Source organism: Micromonospora sp. NPDC048947, assembly GCF_040649495.1.
In the GTDB taxonomy this organism is placed as follows: domain Bacteria; phylum Actinomycetota; class Actinomycetes; order Mycobacteriales; family Micromonosporaceae; genus Micromonospora; species Micromonospora alfalfae.
Genome location: NZ_JBEZFO010000025.1, coordinates 63,983 through 87,931, shown reverse-complemented (window position 1 = coordinate 87,931; position 23,949 = coordinate 63,983). Strand labels below are relative to the sequence as shown.

Sequence of the window (23,949 nt, the reverse complement as noted above, 5' to 3'; positions counted from 1 at the left end):
GGGATCCCGTAGAAGTACGGCATCATCTCCGGGCTGTCGAAGAACAGTCATCCCGTCCTGTTCGGGGGTCAGCTACACACCCGGACGGTGTCCTTGTCCCATGAGGACGAATCTGTTTGAGCTGCTGCTAGCCCTCGAATGGTCACCGATGGCTGTGCTGGTGTTGATGGCCGTCCGCCTACTGGTCGACATCGCCACCGAAACAGGGGCATCGCGCTCCGCACAGGAACGGCTACGCTTCGGCAGCTGTCAGTGGAGAAGGAGGCTGAGGCCGCAGATGCGACGACCACGAGAGCTATCTGGTGGCGAGTGGCCCTACGGCACATTCCTGCAACGGCTCGCGCCGCCAGTTCGGATGACGCTCCTGGCGCTGGGCGTCCGCCGTCAGGTTCCCGCCGGGCAGATTGTGATCCACGAGGGCATACGGGAGTCTCACCTGGTGCTCCTCGAAGAGGGCCTGACCAAGATTACTGCCACGCTGCCGGATGGCCGGTCCGCCCTGCTGTCGCTGCGAGTCGGTGGTGATCTCGTGGGCGAAATGTCGGCGCTGAACAACGCACCCCGCTCCGCAACCGTCACGACCTGCGGGCCCGCAAGGTACAGCGTGATTCAGCCGGACCGGTTCAAGCGGTTCCTGAAGGAACATCCAGAGGCCGCCCTTGAACTCGCCGCGATGGTGTCCGACCGGCTGCGCTGGTCCAATCGACGGCGGATCGACTTCACGTCATACCCGGTGAAACTGCGTGTCGCCCGGGTGATCGCGGAACTTTGCCGGACCCATGGTCGACAAGAGCTCGATGGCATCGTCATCGACGTCCGACTCACGCAGCCCGACCTGGCGACAATCTGTGGCGCCTCCGAGACCTCCATTCAGAAGGCGCTGCGGGAGCTACGGACGGACGGACTGGTCGACACCGATTACCGCCGGATCACCGTCCGCGATCTACCAAACCTGCGGACGCTCGGCAACCTGGAATCCAGCGACGACTGAGGGCCTCCTCTGGCGTCCGAAGGAGGATGCCCGTCGACTCCGTCAGGCGCCGCCACCCGGTGGCGCCGAGGCGCTCCGCCGGGGGGACAGCGACCGCCGCGTCCCGTGCCGCGACCGCCTCCTCGACGGTGAGCGTCCGGTCTGGTGCCCGGCCTGGCTGTGTACGGCTGCGGCGACCCAGTCGAACTCCGAGTGGCCGGCGATCAAGTGCAGCAGTTCGCCCCCGGCGTACCCGCTCGCTTCGGAGCGGTGGGATGGTTGTCGAAGAAGTACGGCAGCCAACGCTGACAGAACGCGCCGAACGGCCGGACCGCGGGACAGACCCGCCGGCTGAGGCCGGACAGGGACACCACGTCCCGCCGGTCGGTCTGGTGGAACAGGCCGATGGTGACGTCGAAGACGCCGCGTCGCACGGCGGCCTGGACACCAGCGGCGAGGATGTCCGCATCCAACTCGTCGACGCTGGCGTCCCGCCTGAGCAACTCGCCGGCCACGGCCGGCAACAGGTTGTTGCCGACGACCGTGATCAGTTTCGGATTCGGCACGAGGTCGATGACTGACGACGAGTAGCCCGAGACGTTGACGAAGGCCTCGGTGAAGGGCAGCAGGACCTTCGCCGTGCCCCATGCCTCGACCAGTTCCGACGCCGACCGCGACACCTCGTCGACCAGGTACAGGTGGGTGGCGAGGACGGCGTACCGGACACGCGGATCACCGGCCAGCAGCTGCGCGACCCGGAACTCCTCGGCGCTGAAGCCGAGCCGGGCGAGCATGTAGACGCGGGCCAACTCGCGGGCCTCGGCGGTCGTCAACAACACCTCGGCCGACCCCGCGCGCGGCAAGGGGACGCCCGACGACGACCGGCGCGAACGCGGGCCCTCCTCGTCCACGGCGCCGATCGCATCGTGGAGCGTCGAGAGGATGCTGCCGGCCGGCAGCGGTGGAGCGTCCGGGCCACCCCGACACAGGTGAACAAGGTCCGGCCAGTGCGTCGACAAGCGGCTCATGACATCCCGGCACGCCTCGGCGTGGGACTGACCCCGTCGTGACGCGAGCCGCTCGATGCCGCGGAGCAGGTGCTCGGCCGGCGAGCCCGGGGTGGTCTCCTCGCGTAGCCGAACGACAGCGGCCGGCAGGCTCCGGTCGGCCGTCAGCCCGAAGTAACCGTCGAGGGTGTCGAGGTCGGCCGCGCCGAAGCGCACCGCCACCGGCTTCCCCGTCACCACCCGCTTCCAGTAGTGCGCGCTGAGGGCGGCGGGATCCGCCAGCAGCGCGCCGAGATCGCCGGACTCCGGCGACGGTCGCCCCGGCGGCAGCACACGCCGCAGCAACGCGCGAACGAAATCGTCGTTGCGCGCGGTCACCTCGGCGGAAGCGGCCTGGAACCAGACCTCGGACGCCAGCTTGGCGGTCTGCCTCTCCTCGTTCACGGATTCGAGGTAGGTGTCCAGCTTCTCCTTCTCCGGGTGTGTCGGGCGTTCGCCCAGCGAGGGGGCCGCCAGCCGGAGGTACATCCCGAACAACTCGCCAGTGATCTCGCGGCCCGCAGCGCCCAGGTCGAAGAGGTCGTCGGCCAGCACAGAGCCGAGGGCACCGAACACACACCCGGTGGTCAGCGACGCGTCGTCGGCGACGTCAGCGGCCGCGACGCACAGATCGACGATGAAGCGCCGCAGGGACAGCGCCGCCGCATTCCCGTCGGTCGAACCCCAGATCGGGCCGGCGGGCCGGGACGCGACAGCCGTCGACAGGAGCCGCTGCAGAGCGACCAGCACGCCGTGCAGTTCCTCGGCGAGTTCACTGACCGGCCGGCGCTGTGGCGCTGACTGCGCGCGCAGGACCGCAGCGAGGTCGTACCGCGTGACGATGTCCCGGATGTGCTCCGGCGCCATCTCCCGGATCACGATCCGCGCCCGCTTGCGCACCTCCTCCCGCAGGTCGGTGTAGAGCGGCATGTTGAGGGCGCCCTGCAGGTCGTACTGCATGCGCAGAACGAGTCGCTGCGCGATGGGCGCGTCGTCGTCGACGGCCGTGGCCAGCGTGGCCCGGCGAAGCCGGTCGAGGGAAACCCCCGCGCTCTGCCGCTCGTACCAGGCGCGAAAGCCCTCGTCGCGCAGGAGATGACGGTCCGGGTCGACGACGAAGCCGGGCCGGGACGCGGCAGCCGCGAGCGCCGCGACGACCCGGGGCATCTCATCGGCGAGGAGCTCCAGGAAGGGACGCCCGTCCCCGGTCGCCAACAGGAACCGGTCGAGAGCCGACCCCGAGAGGTCCCCGGCGCCGAGGAAGCCGGTGCCCTCGTCGGTCCGGTGGAACGCCGCCATGATCGCACTGCGTGGCCCGCCAGCGGACGTACGGTACCGGTGATGGACCAGCCGACTCGCGGCGAAGATCGTGTGACACGGCGTCGCGATGTCCTGAAGATGGACGACTCTCGGGCGGCCGTCGTCGAAGAAACGGGCCTGGGCGGCGAGCGCCTCGTCCACCCGGGCCTGAGAGGGAAAGATGCAGCTGTCCTCGTCGCTCCACGCGGTGCCGTCGTCGTCGACGAAGCACTGCCGCAGGAGCCGATTCGTGCGGGGCAGGTAGGTGAGCCCCTGCCCCGAGGGCCCTCGACCGGTGCCCATCGTCCAGGTGACGATCACCTTGAACTCGTCCATGAAGGGGCTGTTGTCGACGTGCAGGGTGTTGTCCCGCGCCACGACGTCGAGTGGCTGCGTGTCCTTCGCCCGCAAGTCGATGATCTTCACGGGTCCGCCGAGGGCGTGCGCGACGAGCGCGACCAGCAGCGGATGAGCGAACGCCTCCCGGAATTCCGGATGCTCGACCAGGGAGCCCGCGTCCGCGACGTTCAGGTAGTTGTGCAGCGAGCCACGGCTGCCCCTGGTGTCGATCGCCGAGTCGTACGCCCGCCGCGCGCTGTCGAAACGCTCGGGTGGGACGAGCCCGGCGAAGCTGAGCGCACCCTCGGCCGCGAGGTTCCCGCTCAGCGAGGCGAAGGTGTCCCGGAGGAGCGGACCGGCCGCCTCCGCCCGGCACGCGCCGTCGACGATCGCCTCGATCTCGCGTCGGAACCTCGTGGCTTCCCGCTCCCGCCGCAGTTGCCGATACGACGCAGGGCTGGCCAGCTCGTCAGCCGGGACGAGCGGCGCGTACCGAGGACTCATATCGCCGGACTCCCGACCACCAACGTCGACTGGGTGAGATCCGGGTAGTGCTCCAGGCGGGCCAGCGCCCGTCGGACCTCTTCCACGGCGCTGACGTTTCCGCACTGACCGTACGCCTGTTCGAGTTGGCCAAGGATCGTCCGGACGGAACGGAAGTTGCCGAGGGACTCCTCGACCCGCCAGGCCCGCTCCAACCAGGTGCAGCCCTCCTCGACCTCGCCCGAGCGGAGGCCGGTCGCGCCGAGCAGACGCAGGGCCAGCGCCCGGCCGTAGTCGTTGCCGCGCTCCTCGCACATGGCGAGGCTGCGCAGGCCGAGCCCTCGAGCCCAGGAACAATGGCCCAGTTCGTTCAGGGCTCGGGCCGCGTCGTACAGCCCCCGGGCCTCGCGGACGACATTGTTGCCGTTGCGGGATTGCCGGGCCGCCCGCAGCCCCCAGCCCAGCGCGTCCCGGTAGTCACCCGACCGGAGACAGAGCTCGGCCATGGCGTGATGCGACGACGCCCGACCGGAATCGTCGCCGGACGCCGCCTCCAGCGCCATGGAGGCGCGCAACTGCTCCTTCGCCGGCTCAAGCTGGCCGATGTCCGCGTAGGCACGCCCCAGGGCGCGTCGGGACAGCGCCTCCATCGCCGGGTCACCGCCGGCCGCCGCGGCAACGGCTTCCCGCTGGACGGACAGCGTTCTCGTGACGTCCTGACGCCAGTAGAGGAACGTGTTGAGTGCCCGTGCGAACCGGGTGATGAAGGCGAAGTCGTCGTCGGCCCGGGCCTGCTCGATGAGGTAGGTGATGGCCGCGGTGATCGACTCGAACCAGGAGAGGGCCTGCGACACTGTGAAGCTGGCCGACCCGGCGACAGTCAGCAGCTCCTGGTCCACGGGCAGGGAGTCCCGGTGTGGATCGATGGCGCGATCGGCGGCGTAGCTCAACGCCAGGTAGACGGTGCGGATGCGGCGCGCGGTCAGCTCCTGCTCGGCGGGATCCAGCACCTGCCCGAGCGTCTCCGCGAGATAGGCCTTCATCAGGTCGTGGAAGCGGTAACGGCCGGGGCTGATCTCGTCGATGAGGGATGCCAGGCACAGGGACTGGAGAGTGCGGTCACACACCCGCCGTGGCTGGTCGAGGACGAGACAGAGCACCGCCACCGAGCACTCGTTGCTGGGCAGCATGGACGCGACGTAGAGGACCTTCGTCGTTGCCGCGTCGAGGTCGTCGAGCGACCAGGAGATGACGCGACCGACCTCGATGCCCAGGCCGGCGTCATCGAGGAAGCGAAGTGGGCTCTGTTCCTCCTCGATTCCCCTCGCGGCGTCGTCGATCGTCCAGGTGGTCTGGATGGCGAGCTTCGCCGAGACGATGGCCAGCGCCAACGGATGCCCCTCCAGAAGCTGCACGATGCGTTGGGCGGCGGCCTGCTCCCGTTCGACGCGGACGAACCCGACGCGTTCGGCGATCAGCTCCACCCCCTCGTCGAGGGTGAGCAACGGAAGTTTGATGACCCGGGCGTCGTGACGAACGCTCATCTCCGGGATCGCCCGGCGGCTGGTGACCACCAGCACCGACCCGAAGCCCGGCACCAGGTCGCGAACCTGCTCGTACGAGCCCACGTTGTCCACGATCACGAGGCACCGCCGGCCGGCGGTGACGGCGCGGAAGACACCGCCCCACTCCGCCTCGTTGTCCGGAAGGTCGGACCGGTTGATCCCCAGCGTGGCCAGGAAGCTGCGCAGGGCGTCCCGGGTCTCGATCCGCGGTGTGCCGGAGTACGCGCACATGTCGACGAAGAACTGCCCGTCGGGGTATTCGGCGATGCGCGAGCTGGCCCAGGCGACAGCGAGGGTGGTCTTCCCCGAGCCGGCCAGACCCCACAGCATGCAGCAGCGCGAGCCCGGCGTCGTCATCGCCTCGTCCATCTCGTGCAGCAGGTGGTGCCTGCCGACGATCCTCCCGACGCCGCCCGGGAGCATGTGCGGTGGCTCGGGGACGCGCTCCGCCGCTCGCGGCTGTTCGACGTAGATCGCGCCGGAGGAACCCACCTGGAGGACCTGGTGCGCCAACAGGCCCTCGGCCACGTTGCGCGACGAGCTTCCGGAGGCGGGCTCCATGTCGGTCACCTCCGGCTACATCGTGATGTCGCCGACGCGCTGGGCCTGCACCAGCTTGCCCACGTTGCTGGAGGCCACCACGTTGGTGCTGCCGATCGACGTCGTCCCCTGCCGGAGCTCCCGCAGGAACTCCGGATCCTCGGCCGCGCACCGGGTCAGGAGCACACGGAGTCGCGCCATGTCGTCAGCCGAGACGTCGCCCTGCGCCACCCGGTCCAGGGATTCGAGCATCCCCGCCGGCTCGTCGCTGCGGACGAACCGCCGCCGGATCAGGTCGACGAGTGCTGCCCCGGACCCCTCGGCGATCTTGACGAGCGCCGCGGCGACGATTGCCTCGATCATGCGCTGCTCCTTGACCTGAAGGCCTGCGACAGGCGTCGGCGCTCACCCCTTCGCCAGGCAAGGCTACCGATTCGTGTCGACCTCGGAAAGGCTCGTGACGTGGTCGGCAACGTCGACGCCGAGCCTCCGGCCGGTCACCCGAAGGCCATCCTGCATCGACACCGACGCATGTCACCGGCAACTGATGCCTGGTGCCAGCCACGACGGCCCGACCACTGGGCCATCGCCGCCGACGAGGGCCGGCGCGGCCTGTCGGAAGCCCGACACGGCACAGCCGGCGGCGAAACGACGACGGCCCCGCTACCCGCTGCCGGGTACCGGGGCCGTCGTCGGTCGCGTCAGGCGCCGCGCAGGGTGGCGCCGAGGCGCTCCGCCGCGACGGCGACCGCCGCGTCCCGTGCCGCGACCGCCTCCTCGACGGTGAGCGTCCGGTCCGGTGCCCGGAAGGTGAGCTTGTACGCCAGCGACCGGCGGCCGGCGCCGAGCTGCGCGCCGGAATACACGTCGAACAGCCGTACGTCCTCCAGCAGCTCACCGGCGCCCGCCTCCAGCGCCCGGCGCACCTGCTCCGCCGGCACCGACTCGTCCACCACCAGGGCCACGTCGATCAGCGCCGGCGGGAAGCCGGAGACCGTCGGCGCTGGCGTGACCGGGGTCGGCGGCAGCGTGTCGAGGTTCAGCTCCATCGCGCTGGTGCGGCGGGGCAGTTCCAACGCCGCGACCACCACCGGGTGCAGCTCGCCGGCGTGTCCGACGACCGAGCCGTCGACCCGCAGCTCGGCGCAGCGACCCGGGTGCCACGGGGCGTACTCGGCGGCGCGCACCTCGACCCGCTCGTCGGGGATCCCGGCGGCGGCCAACACGTCACGGGCCGCCTCGATCGCGTCCGCCCAGCCGGCCGGTCGGCCCGGACCCCACCAGCCGGCCGGGTCCAGGTCGCCGGAGAGCACCACCGCGACGTGCACCGGCTGCGCCGGCACCACCGCGTCGGCGGCCGCGAACTCCTCGTCGGTGGGGCGTCGGTCCACGCCCATCGCCGGCGGGCTGCCGGCGCCGACGCGCGGGTGGAAGACCGCACCGATCTCGTAGAGGGCCAGGTCGCGGTGACCCCGGCCGAGGTTGCGCTTGAGGATGCCGAGCAGCGGGCCGAGCAGCGTGGTGCGCAGCAGCGGCTCCTCCTCGGACAGCGGGTTGGCCAGTCGCACCGCGGGCCGGCGCGGATCGTCGGCCGGCAGGCCGAGCTGGTCGGCCAGCTCCGGCGACACGAACGGGTGCGCAAGCACCTCCACGTACCCCCGCTCGGCCAGCGACCCGGCGACGGCCCGGCGGCGACGCTGCCGCGGGGTCAGACCGCGCCCCGGCGGCGCGGTCGGCAGCACCGACGGCACCCTGTCGTACCCGTCGAGGCGGACCACCTCCTCGACCAGGTCGGCCGGGTCGGTCAGGTCGGGCCGCCAGGTCGGCGGGGTGACGCTCAGCACCGTCCCGACGCCGCTGGCCACGCCGACCGAGCCCGGGTCCTCGGACAACCGGTCCGCGCCCTGCGCGACGGTGCAGCCGACCCGCTCCAGCAGGGCGACCACCCGCGCCGGCGGGTACTCGACGCCGACCCGCCGGGTCGGCAGGTCAGCCGGAAGACTGATCGGGGTACGCGGCCGGACGTGGTCGATGTCCAGGATCTCCGCACTCGGGGTGCCCCCGCCGTGCTCGGTGAGCAGCCCCACGGCCCGCTCCAGCGCGACCAGCGGCACCGCCGGGTCGACGCCCCGCTCCCAGCGCTTCGCGGCCTCGCTGAACAGCTTGTGCCGGCGGGCCGTGCGCCCGACCATCGCCGGATCCCAGTGGGCGGCCTCGAAGAGCACGTTGGTGGTCTTTCCGGTGTCGACCTCGCTGGTCTCGCCGCCCATCACCGCCGCGAGCGAGATCGGGCCGGTGTCATCGCAGATGACCATGTCGTCGGCGGTGAGCACCCGGCTGACCCCGTCGAGGGTGGTCAGCTTCTCCCCCGCCTCGGCGCGACGGACCACCAGCGGCCCGGCGATCCGGGCGGCGTCGAAGGCGTGCATCGGCTGGCCCAGCTCCAACATCACGTAGTTGGTGATGTCGACGGGCAACGAGATGCTGCGGATGCCGGCGGTGACCAGCCGCTGCTGCATCCAGGACGGGGTGGGCGCGGTCGGGTCGACCCCGCGGACCAGGCGGGCCGTGAACCTGTCACAGCCGACCGTGTCGCGGACCTCCACCGGGTACGCCGGCGTCTCGGTGCCCGCCGGGGCCGGCACCCGGGCCGGGTCGCGCAGCGGCACGTCGAACGCGTGCGACAACTCCCGGGCCAGGCCGCGCAGGCTCAGCGCGTACCCCCGGTCAGGGGTGATCTCCAGATCGAGGACGACGTCGTCGAGGCCGACCACCGGGCGCGCGTCGTCGCCCGGCTTGGCCGTCACGTCCGGCCCCAGCACGATGATGCCGGAGTGGTCGTCGCCCAGGCCCAACTCCTTGGCAGAGCAAATCATGCCCGCCGAGTTGTGCCCGTACGTCTTGCGGGCGCCGATGGCGAAACCGCCGGGCAGCACGCCGCCGGGCAGGATCACCACCACCCGGTCACCGACGGCGAAGTTACGGGCACCGCAGACGATCTCCTGCGGCTCACCGGTGCCGTTGGCGGCACCCACGTCGACCCGGCAGAACCGGATCGGCTTCTTGAACCCGGTCAGCTCCTCGATCTCGCGGACCTCGCCGACGACCAACTGGCCGGTGACGGTCTCGGCCAGGTCCACAGCGGACTCGACCTCGATGCCGAGGTCGACAAGGGCCTGCTCCAGGTCACCGGTGGGCAGGTCGGCGGGGAGGTCGACGTACTCCCGCAGCCAACTGACAGAAACTCGCATGACTTCAGACCACCGTTCCCGTGTCTCGTACCCGCATCGCCTACGCCCCGGTCCCGAGCGCGCGGCTGAACCGCACGTCGCCCTCGAAGAGATGGCGGATGTCGCTGACCCCGTGCCGGACCATCAGGGTCCGGTCGATGCCCATGCCGAACGCGAATCCGGAGTAGACCTCCGGGTCGACGCCGCAGGCGCGCAGCACCCGGGGGTTGACCATGCCGCAGCCACCCCACTCGACCCACTGCGGGCCGTCACGGTGCTCCGGGAACCACACGTCGAACTCCGCCGACGGCTCGGTGAACGGGAAGTAGTGCGGCCGCCACCGGGTCTTCGCCTCCGGGCCGAACATCGCCCGGGCGAAGTGGTCCAACGTGCCCCGCAGGTGCGCCATCGTGATGCCCTTGTCCACCACGAGGCCCTCGGCCTGGTGGAACACCGGGCTGTGGGTGGCGTCGATCTCGTCGGTGCGGTAGACGCGACCCGGCACGATCACGTAGATCGGCGGCTTGCGGCTGAGCATCGTGCGGGTCTGCACCGTCGAGGTGTGCGTACGCAGCACCAGGCCGGAGCCCTCCGGTGCGATGTGGAAGGTGTCCATCAACCCGCGTGCCGGGTGGTCGGCGGGGATGTTCAAGGCGTCGAAGTTGACCCACTCCAGGTCGACCTCGGGCCCCTCGGCCACCTCGTAACCCATCCCGACGAAGAGGTCGCTGATCGACTCCATCAGGGTGCTCAACGGGTGCCGGGCGCCACGCGGACGCCTGTCGTAGGGCAGGGTGACGTCCACCCGCTCCTCGACCAGCACCCGCTCGGCCTGCTCGCGCTCCACCACCTCGGCGCGGTCGGCGTAGGCGGTCTCGATCGCCCGGCGGGCCTCGTTGACCCGCTTGCCGGCGTCGGACTTCGCGGCCGGCGGCAGCGCGCCGATCTCCCGGCGAGCGAGGGAGACCGGTGACCGGTCACCCAGGTGCACCGAGCGCAGCGCGGTCAGCGCGTCCGGGTCGGCGGCCGCGGTGAACGCCTTCGTGGCGTCCGCGACGGCCTCATCCAGGGCGGCGGGGTCGAGCAGGGCGACCTGCTTCGGGTCGTACGGATCGTTGCGGTAGCTCATGGCGTACGGGCACTCCCTCACGGCGGCGCCAGCCCTCACCGGGGCGGCTAGGCGAGTCTACGGACGCGCGGCTGTGCCGCAGCCCGCCGGTAGGAGTTGCGCAGGGAGCAGGTCAGGCCCGCCGCCCGCCGACACCGGCGGGCTGGCTAAACGAACGCCGTGTCGCGTTCATGGACGGACGCTCTCCCCTGCTGTCAGTCGCGCCGTAGGCTTTCACCCTCAGCGCTGCGCTCTCGCTGAAGCGTACAGGCAGACCGCGGCGGCGGCAGCCAGGTTGAGGCTCTCTGCGCGCCCGTACAGCGGCACCCGCACCGTGGTGTCGGCGGCGGCGGTCAACTCCTCGGACAGACCGTGCGCCTCGGAACCGAACAACCAGGCAGTCGGCCCGACGAGCCGACCGTAGTCGGTCAGGTCGTCCAGGTCACTGTCGCCGTACCCGGTGGTAGCGAAGATCGACAGCCCGGCGGCGCGCAGCGCCTCGACCACCGCGACCGGGTCTGGCGCGCGGACCACGTCGACGTGGAAGAGGCTGCCGGCCGAGGCCCGCACACACTTGCCGTTGTACGGGTCGACGGCGTCACCGGCGAAGATCACCGCACCCGCGCCGGCCGCGTCGGCGGTGCGCAGGACAGTGCCGGCGTTGCCCGGGTCACGGATCTCGGCGAGCACCGCCACCAGCCGGGGGCCGCCAGCGAGGGCCTGATCCAGTGACACGTCCAGGTGCCGGCAGACGGCCACCAGCCCCTGCGGGGCGACGGTCTCGGCCAGCGCCGCGATGGCGTCGTCGGTCACCTCGGAGACCGGCACGTCGGCGCGGGCCGCCGTGGCGGCCAACTCCGGATACCGGTCGAGGGCCGTGGTCGTACCGAACAGTTCGGTGACCACCCCCGGCCGCGCGAGGGCCTCGCGGACCGCCTGCGGGCCCTCGGCCAGGAAACGGCCGGTGGCGTCGCGGTCCCGGCGGCGTTGCAGGCGGCGGGCGGCGACAACCCTGGGGGTACGCGGGGTGAAAGCCATGATGTGCGCTCCTCCGGCACGATTGAGGCGCCCCCCGGACGGCGGTGCCGACACGGGAGACGCCTCGCTCTGGTGCGTGGGGATCAGGCGGCCTGAGCCGCCGCGCCGCCGGTGCCCTCGGCCGTGACCGCGGCCCGGGCCAGCTCGACGATCGCCGCGAAAGAGGCGGCGTCGTTGACAGCCATGTCGGCCAGGATCTTGCGGTCGACCTCGATGCCGGCCAGACGCAGGCCCTGGATCAGACGGTTGTAGGTCATCCCGTTGGCCCGGGCGCCCGCGTTGATCCGCTGAATCCACAGCTGCCGGAAGTCGCCCTTGCGGTCGCGACGGTCCCGGTAGGCGTACTGCATCGAGTGCAGCACCTGCTCCTTGGCCTTGCGGTACAGGCGGGAGCGCTGACCGCGGTAACCACTCGCGGACTCCAGCAGGGTACGACGCTTCTTCTGGGCGTTTACAGCCCGCTTGACGCGTGCCATCTCAACTCCTAATTACGTAAGGTGGCGCGCGTCAGCGGCCGAGCAGCTTCTTGATGCGCTTGACGTCGGCCTTGGCCAGCACGACCGTGCCGGTCAGCCGGCGGGTCTGGGTGGAGGGCTTCTTCTCCAGGTTGTGGCGGAGGCCGGCCTGCTGGGCAACGATCTTGCCCTTGCCGGTCACCTTGACCCGCTTACCCATACCCGTGTGGCTCTTCATCTTCGGCATGTGGAACGTCTTCTCCCCTGTTACTCGCCGCTGGTGTCGGCGGCGAGGCCGGTGTCACCGGCTGCTGCGGTCTCGCTGACCGCCGCGGTCTCATCGGCTTCCGGAGTGGCGGACTCGTCCGCTGCCCGGTCCCGAGGTCCGCCGCGAGACGCCGTAGCGGCGACCGCGGAGGCCTTGACGGCCCGATGCGGGGCGAGAACCATGATCATGTTTCGGCCGTCCTGCTTCGGAGCGGCCTCGACGTATCCCAGTTCCGTGATCTCGGATTCGAGCCGGCGCAGGAGCCGGTAACCCAGCTCCGGGCGGCTCTGCTCGCGACCGCGGAACATGATCGTCACCTTGACCTTGTCGCCCGCCTTGAGGAACCGCACCACGTGACCCTTCTTGGTCTCGTAGTCGTGCGGGTCGATCTTCGGCCGAAGCTTCATTTCCTTGATGACGGTCTGCTGCTGATTACGCCGCGCTTCGCGCGCCTTGAGTGCGCTCTCGTACTTGAACTTGCCGAAGTCCATGAGCTTGCACACCGGCGGGCGCGCCATCGGCGCAACCTCGACCAGGTCCAGATCGACGTCCGCGGCCAGCTGAAGAGCGCGCTCCAGCGGGACGATGCCCACCTGCTCACCCTCTGGGCCGACCAGTCGGACCTCACGTGCCCGGATCTGCTCGTTCACGCGTGGTTCGACGCTGATGGGGCCTCCTCGAGTCGTTTCTGCTCTGTCGCCGACCCCTGCGGCTCCCGGGAGGGAACCAACCCGAAAAGCAGAAGGCCCCGGCGCATGCCAGGGCCCGCTCGACCGGTCAGCACGATCACAAGGATCGCGCATCCGGCACCGGGACATGCCCGGAACCGGTGACCGGACCCGGCCACCGTAGCGGCGACTCGGGTGGGAGCAGGCGCTCCGCTTTCAAGGCTGTCTGCTCGCACGCGGAGACAGCCTGGTCGACTCGATAACACTACACCGGCGCCCCGACGACCCCCAAACCGGGCACGACCTGCGGCCTCGTGTCGGCGCGGTCGGCCATCGGCGCGGTCGGCCATCGGTGTGGCGCGGCCATCGGTGTGGCCCGGTCATCGGTGTGGAGCGGCCATCGGTGTGGCCCGGTCATCGGCGCGGTCGGGCGCCGATCCGGGGTCAGCGACCGACGGCGCGTTCGGCGAGGCGGGCCTGGTGGGCCTCGTGCAGCCGACGCAGCGCGCGGACCCCGTCGACTGCCAACTCCTTGTCGGCGGCCTGCAACGCGACCATCGGCAGCAGGTCGTCATCGTGCAGCTCCAGGCTGGCCCACGGCGCACCCCGGTCGAAGCGGACACCCCGGACAACCTCCCAGGGCAGCTCGTAGGAGCTGATGACGTTACGGACCCGGATGCCCCGCGCGTCCGCCTCCACCCGGGGACGGGTGAACAGCAGGAAGCCCAGCGCACCGAAGACGCCCAGGCCGATCATGGCGATCTGGTCGCCGCGCTGGAAGCTGCCGTACCCGTCGCCGGTCGGGCCGCTCAGCGACGTGGCGACCAGACCGAACACCACCACCAGGGCAGCCGCCGCCGACCAGCAGACCACGCGGATTCGGCGGGGCTTCAGGCGGACCAGCTCGGTTTCACTCACCCCACCAGTTTGCCACCCGCACTGGCCCAGCAAACGCACCACCCGCCGACCCACCACCCCGAGCCCGAACCCAGGGCCCCGGGCCAGTCCAGGTCCAGGCCCGGCTAGTCCAGGCCCAGGTCCCGGCCCGGCCAGTCCAGGTCCAGGTCCAGGGCCGGCCAGTCGAGGTCCAGGCCCGGCCCGGCCAGTCCAGGCCCAGGTCCAGGTCCAGGCCCGGCCAGTCCAGGCCCAGGTCCAGGCCCGGCCAGTCCAGGCCCAGGCCCAGGGCCGGCCAGTCCAGGTCCAAGCCCAGGCCAGTCCAGGTCCGTCCAGTCCGGCCTGCCGCCCGCCGCCCGCCGCCCGCCGCCCGCCGCAAGATCGTGCTCGATCCTGGATCTAGTGGTATCGGGCGGCGTTGAGGCCACTATTTCCAGGATCGAGGGCGATCTTGCGCCTGTTCGCGGGGCGTGGTCGTCGGACGGGCCCACCTTGCGGGTCTCCGGGTTCGACCCACGAGGTCCCGGTCGCATCAGGTCCGCCAGCATCAGGTCCGCCCGCACCAGGTCCGCCAGCACCAGGTCCGCGCGCAGCAAGGTCGGCGTCGGCGCGCCAGATCCACTCGGGTTCAGGGAAATGGGGGTGTCCCTGGCGTGCGGACACCCCCATTTCAAGAAACCGGAGTGGATCAAGCCACGGAGGCGCCTCGGGTACGGGAACGGTCAGAGGCGGCAGGCGTGGATGTTCGTGACGAGGATGGCGCGGGCGCCCAGTTCGTACAGCTCGTCCATGATGCGGTGCACGTCGTCGCGGAGCACCATCGCCTGCACCGCCACCCAACCTTCGCGGTGCAGCGGCGACACGGTGGGCGACTCGATGCCGGGGGTGAGCCCGCTGGCCCGGTCCAGCAGACCGGCCGGCACGTCGTAGGCGAGCATCACGTAGCGGCGGGCCACCAGCACACCGTGCAGGCGGCGCAGCAACTGCTCGGCCTGCGGTTGCGCGGGCGCGCCGGCGCGCCGGACCAGCACCGCCGACGAGCGCAGCAGCGGCTCGCCGAAGACCACCAGGCCCGCCTGGCGCAGGGTCGCGCCGGTTTCCACCACGTCCGCGATGACGTCGGCGACACCGAGGCGTACGGCGTTCTCCACAGCGCCGTCGAGGCGGATCACGTCGGCCTTGACGCCCACCTCGCCGAGGTGCCGTTCGACCAACCCCGGGTACGCGGTGGCGATGCGGTGGCCGCCCAGCTCCTGCACGGAGGCGATGTCGTCGGGGCGGGCGGCGAAGCGGAAGGTGGCCCGGCCGAAGGCGAGGTCGACGACCTCCTCGGCTGGCGCGGCCGAGTCGATCAGCAGGTCCCGGCCGGTGATCCCGAGGTCGAGGTCACCGGAGCCGACGTAGGTGGCGATGTCCTTCGGGCGCAGGTAGAAGAATTCGACGTCGTTGGCCTCGTCCCGGCAGACGAGGTCCTTGGGGTCGGTGCGCTGGCGGTAGCCCGCCTCGCGCAGCATCTGGGCGGCCGGTTCGGCCAGGGTGCCCTTGTTGGGAATGGCGACACGCAGCATGACGGAGTGCTCCTTCGATCCGGTTGGCGATCAACAGGGGTGGGGGCACTCACAGATGTCGGTAGACGTCCTTGAGCTCGAGACCGCTGGCGAGCATCAGCACCTGGACCTGGTAGAGCAGTTGGGAGATCTCCTCGGCGGTGCGCTCCGGCCCCTCGTGCTCGGCGGCCATCCACGATTCGGCCGCCTCCTCGACGACCTTCTTGCCGATGAAGTGCACGCCCTTGTCCAGCGCGGCGACGGTGCCCGAGCCCGGGGTGCCGGCGGCGGCCTTGGCCTGCAGCTCGGCGAACAACTCCTCGAACGTCTTCACGGGGAACGATTCTTCCAGTCACCCGGGCGGCACCGCGCGTCCGGGTCCGCCGAAATCCAGTAAGCGGACAATTCCCTACCAACATGGTGGGACAATTGTCGATCGATGCCCATGGAGCTCTACGCTGTCCGCCATGGCCAGCCGCTCACGTCTTCTCGCGCTCACCTTCGCCGGTGCCGTCGTCGTAGCCACCGCCGGATGCGCGCCACAGGACGAGAAACCCACCCCCACTGTCACCGCAGCGCCGTCCTGCGCCAAGGACAGCCTGCCCACGCGTACGCCGGGCAAGCTGACCATCGCCACCGACCAGCCCGCGTACGAGCCGTGGTTCGCCAAGGACAAGCCGGACAGCGGCGAGGGCTTCGAATCCGCTGTCGCGTACGCGGTGGCCGAGAAGCTCGGCTACGCCCGCGCCGACGTCACCTGGATCCGGGTCAAGTTCGACACCGCCATCGCGCCGGGGCCGAAGGATTTCGACTTCGACATCAACCAGTTCTCCATCACCGACGAACGCAAGCAGGCGGTCGACTTCTCCGCGCCGTACTACCTGGTGCGGCAGACCGTCATCGCGTTGAAGTCCTCGAAGATCGCCGGCCGGAAGTCGCTGGCCGAGCTGCGGGACGCCCGGCTCGGCGCGCAGGTCGGCACCACCAGCTACCAGGCGATCACCGACGTGATCAAGCCGACCGCCAAGCCGCACGTCTACAACAGCAACGACGACGCCAAGAAGGCCCTTCAGAACGGGCAGCTGGACGGTCTCGTGGTCGATCTTCCGACCGCCTTCTACATCACCGGTGCGGAGATCACCGACGCGACGATCGTCGGGCAGGTGCCGCAGGTCGGTACGCCAGAGGCGTTCGGGTTGCTGCTGGACAAGAACTCCCCACTGACCTCCTGCGTGAGCGGGGCGGTCGGTCAGCTCACCACGGCGGGCACCCTGAAGGAGCTGGAACAGAAGTGGCTCGCGCAGGTGGCGGGGGCGGCCGAGCTGCGGTGACGCTCCTGGATCAGGTGCCCTCGGAGGCGCAGCTGCGGCGGTCGGCGTACCGGCGTCGGCAGACCGTCTACAGCGTGCTCGTCGCGGCGTCCTCGACGGCGGCGCTCGGCACGCTGCTGGTGATCGCGGTGACCGGGGCGCCGGGCTGGGACCGGGTCCGGCGCTCGTTCCTGGATCCGGAGATCGCCCGCGACGCGCTGCCGACGGTGCTGAGCGGGCTGTGGCTCAACGTACGGCTGCTGGCCTGCTGTGCGGTCGGCGCGCTGCTGCTCGGGCTGGTGATCGCCGTGCTGCGGACGCTGCGCGGGCCGGTCTTCTTCCCGGTCCGCGCGCTGGCCGCCGGCTACACCTACACCTTCCGCGGCCTACCGTTGATCATCGTCTTGTACCTGCTCACCCTCGGCGTGCCGGGGCTGCGGTTGCAGGGCATGCCGCCGGTGCTGGTGCTGGGTGGGATCGCGTTGGTCCTCACCTACGGCGGCTACCTCGCCGAGGTGTTCCGGGCCGGCATCGAGTCGGTGCACTCCAGCCAACTCGCCGCGGCCCGCTCGTTGGGCCTGACCTACCGGCAGACGATGCGGCACGTGGTCCTGCCGCAGGCCATCCGTCGGGTGGCGCCACCCCTGCTCAACGACGTGGTGGCGTTGCAGAAGGACGTCGGGCTGGTCTCGCTGGCCGGGCCGATCGACGCGGTCCGCGCCGCGCAGATCGCCACCGCCCAGACCTTCAACTACACGCCGTACGTCGTGGCGGGGGTGCTCTTCGTGCTCCTCGCGATCCCGCTGATCGCGGTCACCGACTGGGTGACGCTACGCGCTGCCCGCCGACAGTCGGGAGGCTGACCCATGGCGTTGCTGCGCTGTCGGGGCCTGCGCAAGGAGTTCGGCGGGCACGCCGTTCTCGACCACCTCGATCTGACCGTAGCCGAACATCAGGTGGTGGCAGTGATCGGCGCGTCCGGGTCCGGCAAGTCGACCCTGCTGCGCTGCGTCAACCTGCTGGAAGAACTCGACGACGGCACCATCGAGTTGGACGGGGAGGACATCTCCGATCCACGGGTGGACCCGGATCGGGTCCGGCGGCGGATCGGCATGGTGTTCCAGGCGTACAACCTCTTTCCGCACCTGAGCGTGTTGGACAACATCACCCTCGCGCCGCGCCGCGTACACGGGCGGGGCCGGGCGGAGGCCGAGGCGCAGGCCCGGGAACTGCTCGACCGGGTGGGGCTCGGCGCCAAGGCGGACGCCTACCCGGACCGGCTCTCCGGCGGGCAGCAGCAGCGGGTGGCCATCGTCCGGGCGCTGGCCAACTCACCTCGACTGATGCTGCTCGACGAGGTCACCTCCGCGCTCGACCCGGAGCTGGTCGGCGAGGTGCTGGCGATGATCCGCGACCTGAAGGCCGACGGCATGACAATGGTGCTGGCCACCCACGAGATGGGCTTCGCCCGGGAGGTCGCCGACCAGGTGTGCTTCCTCGACGCCGGGCGGGTCGTCGAGAGCGGCCCGCCCGGGCAGGTGCTCGGCGAGCCGACGCAGCCTCGTACCCGGCAGTTCCTGCGCCGGATCATCGAGGCCGGCCGTCTCTGAAGGCCCGCCTTCAGAGACGGCCGAGACGGAGGCGCCAGAGGCGTCAGCCGCCGAAGCCGACCCGCTGGGCGTTGCCCGCCGCAACGGTCCGCACGGCCAGCGCCGCGTCGAGCGCCGCCACCGTGGCGGCCCAGCCCTTGTCCTCCGCCGAGCCGGGCAGACCGGCGCGGTCGCGGGCCTGCTCGATGGTCTCCACCGTCAACACTCCGTGCGCCACCGGCTTGCCCTCGTCCAACGCCACCCGGGTCAGCCCGTCGGTGACCGAACGGCAGACGTAGTCGAAGTGGGCGGTGGAACCCCGGACCACCACGCCGAGGGCTACCACCACGTCGCAGCGGCGGGCGAGGGCCTGCGCGACCACCGGCAGCTCGACCGAGCCGGCAACCCGGGCGACCACGGAACGCGCCCCGCACGCCTCGGCGGCTGCCACCGCACGCTCCAGCATGTGGTCGGTCAGCTCGCCGTGCCAGCGGGCGGCAACGACCCCGACGGTCAGCCCCGCGGCGTCGACCGCCTCGACTCCCGGCTCACCGAAACCCGCCATCGTCATGCTCCGATCTCGTCGTTGGCGACCGGACGCCCCAGCGGCGCCTCGGACACCTCGTCCAACTCGTCCAGCAGGTGACCCATCCGGTCCCGCTTCGTGCGCAGGTAGCGCATGTTCTCCGGGTGCGCGCCGACCGGCAGCCCCTCGCGGCCGGTGATGGTCAACCCGTACCCCTCCAGCCCGGCCCGCTTGGCCGGGTTGTTCGTCAGCAGCCGCATCGACCGCACGCCCAGGTCGTAGAGGATCTGCGCGCCGGTGCCGTAGTCGCGGGCGTCGGCCGGCAGACCCAGGTCGAGGTTGGCGTCGACGGTGTCGCGGCCCAGGTCCTGCAACTGGTACGCCTGCAACTTGTGCAGCAGGCCGATGCCGCGTCCCTCGTGCCCCCGGACGTACAGCACCACGCCCCGGCCTTCCTGCCCGACCCGAGCCAGTGCGGCATCCAGCTGCGGCCCGCAGTCGCAGCGCAGCGAGCCGAACACGTCCCCGGTCAGGCACTCGGAGTGCACCCGGACCAGCACGTCCTGGCCGTCACCGAGGTCACCCAGCACCATCGCGACATGTTCGGCCGGGTCGTGCTCGGCGCGGTAGCCGAGCGCCCGGAAGACCCCGTGCTTCGTTGGCATCCGGGCGTCGGCGACCAGCTCGACCTGCTTCTCGGTACGCCGACGGTAGGCGATCAGGTCGGCGATGGTGACCAGCGTGAGGCCGTGCTCGGCGGAGAACTTCTCCAGGTCCGGCAGGCGCATCATGGTGCCGTCGTCGTTCACCAGCTCGCAGAGCACGCCGGCCGGACGCAGCCCGGCGAGCCGGGTCAGGTCGATCCCCGCCTCGGTGTGCCCCGGGCGGCGCAGCACCCCGCCCTCGCGAGCGCGCAGCGGCACCACGTGCCCGGGCCGGGACAGGTCGGTCGGGTCGGTCGCCGCGCCGGCGAGCAACCGGCTGGTGTGTGCGCGGTCGGCCGCCGAGATGCCGGTGCTGACACCCTCGCGGGCGTCCACTGTCACCGTGTACGCGGTGCCGCGCCGGTCCTGGTTGGTGTGGTGCATCGGCGGCAGGTCGAGCCGGTCGGCCTCGCTCTCGGTCAGCGCCACGCAGACGTACCCGGAGGTGTGGCGGACCATGAACGCCATCAGCTCCGGCGTGGCCAACTCGGCCGCGAAGATCAGGTCGCCCTCGTTCTCCCGGTCCGCGTCGTCGACCACGACGACCGGCCGGCCGGCCGCGATGTCCGCGACCGCCTGCTCGATATCCCCAAAACTGGTCATGCGACAGCCTCCGTGTAGATGGGCGTACGGACGGTCGCCGGTCGGGCGGCGCGGGAGGTGCGCCACCAGGCGGCGAAGCCCCAGACGCAGAGGGCGCCGTAGATCAGGTACATGACGGCCGAGGGGTAGAACCCGCCGCGCAGCAGCAGCGGCACGCCCACCGCGTCCACGGCGATCCAGAGCAGCCAGAACTCCACCCAACCGCGGGCCATGCCGTACGTGGCCAGCAGGCTGCCGGTGAGGATCCAGGCGTCGGGCAGCGGGCCCCACGAGCCCAGGGCCTTGAGCAGCGGGTATGCCGCGGCGGTGCCGATCACGGCGGCCACCAGCAGCATCAGTCGCTCCCGTCCGGTGGCCCAGCGCGGCACGACCGCGGCCTGCCCGGCGTCGGCGCGACGGTTGCGCTGCCAGCGCCACCAGCCGTAGACGCTGACCGCGAAGAAGAACACCTGCCGGCCGGCCTGCCCGTACAGGTCGTGCTCCTGCGGGGTCGCGAACACCCCGCCGAGGAAGACGGTGAGGAGCAGCGCGTTACCGATCATGCCGACCGGCCACGCCCAGACCAGCCGGCGCAACCCGAGCAGCGCCGAGACCAGCCCGAACGCGTTGCCGACGATCTCCCTGGCCAGCACCGGGGAGCCGGCGACGTGCACCTGGGCATCCAGCAGCCAACTGAGCGGACCCATCACGCCACCCCGCCCGGCTGCGCGGCCGCCCCGCTGGCGTCGGCGTGGGTGAGCCGGTCGCCGAGCAGCCGCTCGACGTACTTGGCCAGCACGTCGACCTCCAGGTTGACCGGGTCGCCGACGCCCTTCGCGCCGAGCGTGGTCAGCTTCAGCGTGGTCGGGATCAACCCGACGGCGAACTCGTCCGCGCCGACGGCGGCCACCGTCAACGAGACACCGTCGATGGTGATCGAGCCCTTCTCCACCACGTACCGGGACAGGGCGGCGGGCAGTCGGAACCGGACGGTCTCCCACTGCTCGGCCGGCTCCCGGGAGATCAGCTCACCGACGCCGTCGACGTGGCCCTGCACCAGGTGCCCGCCGAGCCGGCTGCCGAGCGCGGCGGCCCGCTCCAGGTTGACCGGGTCGCCGGGGCGCAGCGCGCCCAGCGCGGAGCGGCGCAGCGTCTCCCCCATCACGTCGGCGGTGAAGACACCGTCGGCCACCTCCACGACGGTCAGGCAGACACCGTTGACGGCGATCGAGTCGCCGTGCCGGGCGTCGGACGTGACCAACGGGCCGCGTACGCCCAGCAGCGCCGAATCGCCTGCCGTCGGCGCCACCCGGACGATCTCGCCCAATTCCTCGATAATGCCGGTGAACATCTCAGCCCTCCCTTTTGCGGGGCAAAGCGGTGATCCGGAGATCCGGACCGATCTGCGTAACGTCGACGAACTCCAGATCGATGGCCTCGGCGATGGTGGTCACTCCCGCGTCGACCAGAGCGGTCGGGCCGGCGCCGAGCAACCGCGGCGCGACGTACCCGACGATCTTGTCGACCAGGCCGGCCTCCAGGAACGCGCCGGCCAGCCGGGGGCCGCCCTCCAACAGCACCGCGCGGACCCCGCGCTGGTGCAGCGCCGCGAGCAGCGCCGACAGGTCGACCCGGCCGTCCGGGTCCGCGCCGACCTCGTCGGCGGTCGCGATCCACGTGCGCGCGGCGCCGTCGCGGACCCGGGCGTCAGCCGGGGTACGCCCCGAGCTGTCCACCACCACCCGCAGCGGCTGCCGGATGGCCAGGCTGCCGTCGCGCAGGTTGCGGGCGGTCAACCGGGGGTCGTCGGCGAGCACCGTGCCCACCCCGGCGATGACCGCGTCGACGGTGCCGCGCAGCGCGTGCACGTCGATCCGGGCCGCCTCCGAGGTGATCCACATGCTGGTGCCGTCCAGCGCGGCGGAGCGCCCGTCGAGCGTGGCGGCGTACTTCCAGATCACGTACGGCCAGCCTCGGCGCATCGAGGTCAACCAGGCGACGTTGCCGGCCTCGGCCTCCTCGCCGCGTACCCCCAGATCGACCCGGACCCCGGCGGCGCGCAAGGTGGCGGCGCCCCCGGAAGCGACAGGGGTCGGGTCGGGTACGGCGATGACCACCCGGCCGACCCCGGCCTGGACGAGCGCGGAACTACAGGGGCCGGTGCGGCCGGTGTGGTCGCAGGGTTCCAGTGTGACGACAGCTGTGCCGCCCTTGGCCCGCTGCCCGGCCTGCGCCAGGGCGACGATCTCGGCGTGCGGCCCCCCGGCGTAGGCGTGGAAGCCCTCGCCCACCACCTCGCCGTCGGCGTCGAGGAGCACGCACCCGACCACGGGGTTGGGGCTGGTGGTGCCGAGCCCGCGCGCTGCCAACTCGATCGCACGCCGCATCGCCTCATCAACGGAGACGCTGGCCATCGCCCTGCCCCTGCCCTCTCACTCGCCGGTCCGCGCGCGGGCGGTCAGGGAGGCGGTGGCCATGGGGCCACTGGCAGGCGGTGGCGGATTCCGGGAACGGCACAGCCGCCCCCGGAGGGTCGGCACGGCACGCTGAAGCCAGCGGCCGGCTCGGACCCGTCCGTCCCGCGCGCTGTCTCCCATCCGGACTGTCTGGGCGCGGACGAACCGCCCCCAACCGTCGGCCCCGGATTTTCACCAGGTCCACCGGACGGCAGAGCCGTCCGGGTCGCGGGCTGACCACGGTTGGACCGTGGATCACCGCCGGTTCGGAATTTCACCGAGTCCCGCCAGCGCGTGGTGGGTACACGGGAAGTCTTACACGCCGATCCGGCTCTGCCGCCACCTAGGCGAGCTACTTCACAGCGGTATCACGCTCAGGTGACGCCGCGACGCCGGTCCACCGCCACGTAGGAGCCCGGTTGACTCTTGGCCACCGTCTTCATCTCCGAGGCCACCGCTATCGCTTCGAGCGGGTCGGTGAACCGCTTGCCGGCGTCGGAGAGGGACACCCCGATGGAGAGCGTGACCAGGGCAGCCCGCCGGATGTTGCCGCGCCGATCCTTCAACTCGACGAAGCCGCGCTCCCGGTCGGTCTGGTCGTAGAGCGTGTCGGCGGCGTTCTCGAAGTCGACGACCGCCCGGGACGTCAGTGGGCGCACCTGGTCCGGGGCGCAGACGATGACGAAGTCGTCACCGCCGACGTGACCGAGGAAGGCCGGTGGCAGGCCGACGCCCACCACCGCCCGGTGCAGGCTGCGGGCAAGCGCGGAGATGAAGTCGTCGCCGCGCACGAAGCCGTACCGGTCGTTGACGCTCTTGAACCGGTCGATGTCGACGTAGCCGACGGCGTAGTCCACGCCGTTGCGGACCCGATCGCTGATCTCCCGACGGATCCGGCTGTTGCCGGGCAGCCCGGTCAGCGGGGAGACCTCCCGGAACTCCTTGTTGCGGCGCAACGTGGACGAGACCCGGGCGACCAGCTCCGCGGTGTCGAACGGCTTGACCAGGTAGTCGTCCGCGCCGGCGCTGAGCCCGTGCACCTTGTCGACAGTCATCCCCTTGGCGGTCAGCATGATCACCGGAAGGGCGGACGTCATCGGGTCGGCGCGCAGCCGGCGGGTCAGCTCCAGCCCGTCGATCCGGGGCATCATGAGGTCGACCACCGCCAGGTCCGGCCGCTGACGCTCGATGACCTCCAGCGCCTCCTGGCCGTCATTGGCGTGGATCACCTCGAAGCCGTGCAGCCGCAGGTTGAACTCGACGAACCGGGCGATGTCCTCGTCGTCGTCGACGACGAGAATGATGTCCTTGCGGTCGGCCTCGGGCTCCACC

22 protein-coding genes and 1 riboswitch are annotated in these 23,949 nt (G+C 71.1%); of the genes, 4 read left to right on the top strand and 18 right to left on the bottom strand.

What is annotated here, in order from left to right; genetic code table 11:
- Positions 1 to 148: 148 nt before the first annotated feature.
- Positions 149 to 991, top strand: a complete 843-nt coding sequence (locus tag AB0B98_RS29125) for a Crp/Fnr family transcriptional regulator (RefSeq protein ID WP_357366709.1) — start codon at positions 149 to 151, stop codon at positions 989 to 991.
- A 203-nt stretch (positions 992 to 1,194) separates the two neighbouring features.
- Here the strand turns inward: AB0B98_RS29125 and AB0B98_RS29120 are convergent, their stop codons facing one another.
- The 12 genes from AB0B98_RS29120 to AB0B98_RS29065 all read right to left on the bottom strand — a co-directional run bounded on the left by AB0B98_RS29120 (position 1,195) and on the right by AB0B98_RS29065 (position 15,784).
- Entirely contained in the window at positions 1,195 to 4,158 is a 2,964-nt protein-coding gene (locus AB0B98_RS29120) for a hypothetical protein (RefSeq protein ID WP_357366707.1), read from the bottom strand.
- Positions 4,155 to 6,263: an NB-ARC domain-containing protein gene (locus tag AB0B98_RS29115; RefSeq protein ID WP_357366706.1), complete on the bottom strand. Its 2,109-nt coding sequence runs from the start codon at positions 6,261 to 6,263 to the stop codon at positions 4,155 to 4,157. The genes AB0B98_RS29120 and AB0B98_RS29115 overlap by 4 nt, the downstream gene beginning before the upstream one ends.
- 15 nt (positions 6,264 to 6,278) lie before the next feature.
- On the bottom strand, positions 6,279 to 6,605 hold the full coding sequence (locus tag AB0B98_RS29110; RefSeq protein WP_357366704.1) for a hypothetical protein: 327 nt from the start codon (positions 6,603 to 6,605) through the stop codon (positions 6,279 to 6,281).
- Positions 6,606 to 6,943: 338 nt separating this feature from the next.
- The gene (pheT, locus tag AB0B98_RS29105; protein WP_357366702.1) at positions 6,944 to 9,493 is read right to left on the bottom strand and encodes a phenylalanine--tRNA ligase subunit beta; all 2,550 of its coding nucleotides are present in this window, start codon (positions 9,491 to 9,493) and stop codon (positions 6,944 to 6,946) included.
- A gap of 40 nt (positions 9,494 to 9,533) precedes the next feature.
- Positions 9,534 to 10,601 (bottom strand): phenylalanine--tRNA ligase subunit alpha, encoded by a 1,068-nt coding sequence (gene pheS, locus AB0B98_RS29100; RefSeq protein ID WP_238671109.1) that lies wholly within the window; start codon positions 10,599 to 10,601, stop codon positions 9,534 to 9,536.
- A 219-nt stretch (positions 10,602 to 10,820) separates the two neighbouring features.
- Positions 10,821 to 11,672, bottom strand: a complete 852-nt coding sequence (locus tag AB0B98_RS29095; RefSeq protein WP_357366700.1) for an RNA methyltransferase — start codon at positions 11,670 to 11,672, stop codon at positions 10,821 to 10,823.
- 29 nt (positions 11,673 to 11,701) lie between these two features.
- A complete protein-coding gene (rplT, locus tag AB0B98_RS29090; protein ID WP_030488429.1) occupies positions 11,702 to 12,094 on the bottom strand; it encodes a 50S ribosomal protein L20 in 393 nt (130 codons plus the stop codon).
- 31 nt (positions 12,095 to 12,125) lie between these two features.
- Positions 12,126 to 12,320, bottom strand: coding sequence for a 50S ribosomal protein L35 (gene rpmI, locus AB0B98_RS29085; protein ID WP_007458415.1), 195 nt, complete (start codon positions 12,318 to 12,320; stop codon positions 12,126 to 12,128).
- Between the two features lie 20 nt (positions 12,321 to 12,340).
- Positions 12,341 to 12,991 (bottom strand): translation initiation factor IF-3, encoded by a 651-nt coding sequence (gene infC, locus AB0B98_RS29080; protein WP_091401946.1) that lies wholly within the window; start codon positions 12,989 to 12,991, stop codon positions 12,341 to 12,343.
- Between the two features lie 462 nt (positions 12,992 to 13,453).
- Positions 13,454 to 13,927, bottom strand: a complete 474-nt coding sequence (locus AB0B98_RS29075; protein WP_357366698.1) for a PH domain-containing protein — start codon at positions 13,925 to 13,927, stop codon at positions 13,454 to 13,456.
- Positions 13,928 to 14,625: 698 nt separating this feature from the next.
- On the bottom strand, positions 14,626 to 15,471 hold the full coding sequence (hisG, locus tag AB0B98_RS29070) for an ATP phosphoribosyltransferase (protein ID WP_030488425.1): 846 nt from the start codon (positions 15,469 to 15,471) through the stop codon (positions 14,626 to 14,628).
- A gap of 49 nt (positions 15,472 to 15,520) precedes the next feature.
- Complete coding sequence (locus AB0B98_RS29065) at positions 15,521 to 15,784, bottom strand: phosphoribosyl-ATP diphosphatase (protein WP_030335709.1); 264 nt, start codon at positions 15,782 to 15,784, stop codon at positions 15,521 to 15,523.
- 133 nt (positions 15,785 to 15,917) lie between these two features.
- On the opposite strand from AB0B98_RS29065, the gene AB0B98_RS29060 reads away from it, so the two are divergent.
- From AB0B98_RS29060 to AB0B98_RS29050, 3 genes are read left to right on the top strand one after another with little or no spacing between them, the layout of a single operon-like run.
- Positions 15,918 to 16,781, top strand: a complete 864-nt coding sequence (locus AB0B98_RS29060; protein ID WP_238671584.1) for an ABC transporter substrate-binding protein — start codon at positions 15,918 to 15,920, stop codon at positions 16,779 to 16,781.
- Between the two features lie 5 nt (positions 16,782 to 16,786).
- Positions 16,787 to 17,623 (top strand): amino acid ABC transporter permease, encoded by an 837-nt coding sequence (locus AB0B98_RS29055; RefSeq protein WP_357366748.1) that lies wholly within the window; start codon positions 16,787 to 16,789, stop codon positions 17,621 to 17,623.
- Positions 17,624 to 17,626: 3 nt separating this feature from the next.
- Positions 17,627 to 18,370: an amino acid ABC transporter ATP-binding protein gene (locus AB0B98_RS29050; protein ID WP_357366697.1), complete on the top strand. Its 744-nt coding sequence runs from the start codon at positions 17,627 to 17,629 to the stop codon at positions 18,368 to 18,370.
- Positions 18,371 to 18,413: 43 nt separating this feature from the next.
- Here the strand turns inward: AB0B98_RS29050 and ribH are convergent, their stop codons facing one another.
- The 6 genes from ribH to AB0B98_RS29020 all read right to left on the bottom strand — a co-directional run bounded on the left by ribH (position 18,414) and on the right by AB0B98_RS29020 (position 23,948).
- Positions 18,414 to 18,914, bottom strand: a complete 501-nt coding sequence (gene ribH / locus AB0B98_RS29045) for a 6,7-dimethyl-8-ribityllumazine synthase (RefSeq protein ID WP_091401939.1) — start codon at positions 18,912 to 18,914, stop codon at positions 18,414 to 18,416.
- A gap of 2 nt (positions 18,915 to 18,916) precedes the next feature.
- Positions 18,917 to 20,182 (bottom strand): bifunctional 3,4-dihydroxy-2-butanone-4-phosphate synthase/GTP cyclohydrolase II, encoded by a 1,266-nt coding sequence (locus AB0B98_RS29040; protein ID WP_238671585.1) that lies wholly within the window; start codon positions 20,180 to 20,182, stop codon positions 18,917 to 18,919.
- Positions 20,179 to 20,868 carry a nicotinamide riboside transporter PnuC gene (gene pnuC, locus AB0B98_RS29035; RefSeq protein WP_112584599.1) on the bottom strand — a complete coding sequence of 230 codons (690 nt, stop codon included), beginning with the start codon at positions 20,866 to 20,868 and terminating at the stop codon, positions 20,179 to 20,181. The genes AB0B98_RS29040 and pnuC overlap by 4 nt, the downstream gene beginning before the upstream one ends.
- Positions 20,868 to 21,512 (bottom strand): riboflavin synthase, encoded by a 645-nt coding sequence (locus AB0B98_RS29030; RefSeq protein WP_357366696.1) that lies wholly within the window; start codon positions 21,510 to 21,512, stop codon positions 20,868 to 20,870. Before AB0B98_RS29030 ends, pnuC begins: the two co-directional genes overlap by 1 nt.
- A 1-nt stretch (position 21,513) precedes the next feature.
- Positions 21,514 to 22,575 carry a bifunctional diaminohydroxyphosphoribosylaminopyrimidine deaminase/5-amino-6-(5-phosphoribosylamino)uracil reductase RibD gene (ribD, locus tag AB0B98_RS29025; RefSeq protein WP_357366695.1) on the bottom strand — a complete coding sequence of 354 codons (1,062 nt, stop codon included), beginning with the start codon at positions 22,573 to 22,575 and terminating at the stop codon, positions 21,514 to 21,516.
- A 167-nt stretch (positions 22,576 to 22,742) separates the two neighbouring features.
- A riboswitch (FMN riboswitch) is annotated at positions 22,743 to 22,913 on the bottom strand.
- Positions 22,914 to 22,991: 78 nt separating this feature from the next.
- Positions 22,992 to 23,948, bottom strand: coding sequence for a response regulator (locus AB0B98_RS29020; protein WP_238671588.1), 957 nt, complete (start codon positions 23,946 to 23,948; stop codon positions 22,992 to 22,994).
- Position 23,949: the final 1 nt, after the last annotated feature.